The organism is Salmonella sp. 32100201201700099SM (genome assembly GCF_017572645.1).
Taxonomy (GTDB): Bacteria; Pseudomonadota; Gammaproteobacteria; order Enterobacterales; family Enterobacteriaceae; genus Salmonella; species Salmonella enterica.
In genome coordinates, this window is the sequence record NZ_JAGERQ010000022.1 from 1,756 (window position 1) to 3,331 (window position 1,576).

Sequence of the window (1,576 nt, forward strand, 5' to 3'; positions counted from 1 at the left end):
TCACGTTTGAGATATTTGCTCTTTAAAAATCTGGATCAAGCTGAAAATTGAAACACAGAACAACGAAAGTTGTTCGTGAGTCTCTCAAATTTTCGCAACACGATGATGAATCGTAAGAAACATCTTCGGGTTGTGAGGTTAAGCGACTAAGCGTACACGGTGGATGCCCTGGCAGTCAGAGGCGATGAAGGACGTGCTAATCTGCGATAAGCGCCGGTAAGGTGATATGAACCGTTATAACCGGCGATTTCCGAATGGGGAAACCCAGTGTGATTCGTCACACTATCATTAACTGAATCCATAGGTTAATGAGGCGAACCGGGGGAACTGAAACATCTAAGTACCCCGAGGAAAAGAAATCAACCGAGATTCCCCCAGTAGCGGCGAGCGAACGGGGAGGAGCCCAGAGCCTGAATCAGCATGTGTGTTAGTGGAAGCGTCTGGAAAGGCGCGCGATACAGGGTGACAGCCCCGTACACAAAAGCGCATGTGCTGTGAGCTCGATGAGTAGGGCGGGACACGTGGTATCCTGTCTGAATATGGGGGGACCATCCTCCAAGGCTAAATACTCCTGACTGACCGATAGTGAACCAGTACCGTGAGGGAAAGGCGAAAAGAACCCCGGCGAGGGGAGTGAAAAAGAACCTGAAACCGTGTACGTACAAGCAGTGGGAGCACAGGTTTACCTGTGTGACTGCGTACCTTTTGTATAATGGGTCAGCGACTTATATTCTGTAGCAAGGTTAACCGTATAGGGGAGCCGGAGGGAAACCGAGTCTTAACCGGGCGTTAAGTTGCAGGGTATAGACCCGAAACCCGGTGATCTAGCCATGGGCAGGTTGAAGGTTGGGTAACACTAACTGGAGGACCGAACCGACTAATGTTGAAAAATTAGCGGATGACCTGTGGCTGGGGGTGAAAGGCCAATCAAACCGGGAGATAGCTGGTTCTCCCCGAAAGCTATTTAGGTAGCGCCTCGTGAATTCATCTCCGGGGGTAGAGCACTGTTTCGGCTAGGGGGCCATCCCGGCTTACCAACCCGATGCAAACTGCGAATACCGGAGAATGTTATCACGGGAGACACACGGCGGGTGCTAACGTCCGTCGTGAAGAGGGAAACAACCCAGACCGCCAGCTAAGGTCCCAAAGTCATGGTTAAGTGGGAAACGATGTGGGAAGGCCCAGACAGCCAGGATGTTGGCTTAGAAGCAGCCATCATTTAAAGAAAGCGTAATAGCTCACTGGTCGAGTCGGCCTGCGCGGAAGATGTAACGGGGCTAAACCATGCACCGAAGCTGCGGCAGCGACACTCAGGTGTTGTTGGGTAGGGGAGCGTTCTGTAAGCCTGTGAAGGTGGCCTGTGAGGGTTGCTGGAGGTATCAGAAGTGCGAATGCTGACATAAGTAACGATAAAGCGGGTGAAAAGCCCGCTCGCCGGAAGACCAAGGGTTCCTGTCCAACGTTAATCGGGGCAGGGTGAGTCGACCCCTAAGGCGAGGCCGAAAGGCGTAGTCGATGGGAAACGGGTTAATATTCCCGTACTTGGTGTTACTGCGAAGGGGGGGANGGAGAAGGC

The 1,576-nt window shown here is 52.4% G+C and carries 1 rRNA gene (cut by a window edge); it reads left to right on the top strand.

Annotated features, from left to right (window positions below):
* Nucleotides 1-136 precede the first annotated feature (136 nt).
* A 23S ribosomal RNA gene (locus tag J4685_RS22250) occupies nt 137-1,576 on the top strand; it runs 1,574 nt beyond the window's last position.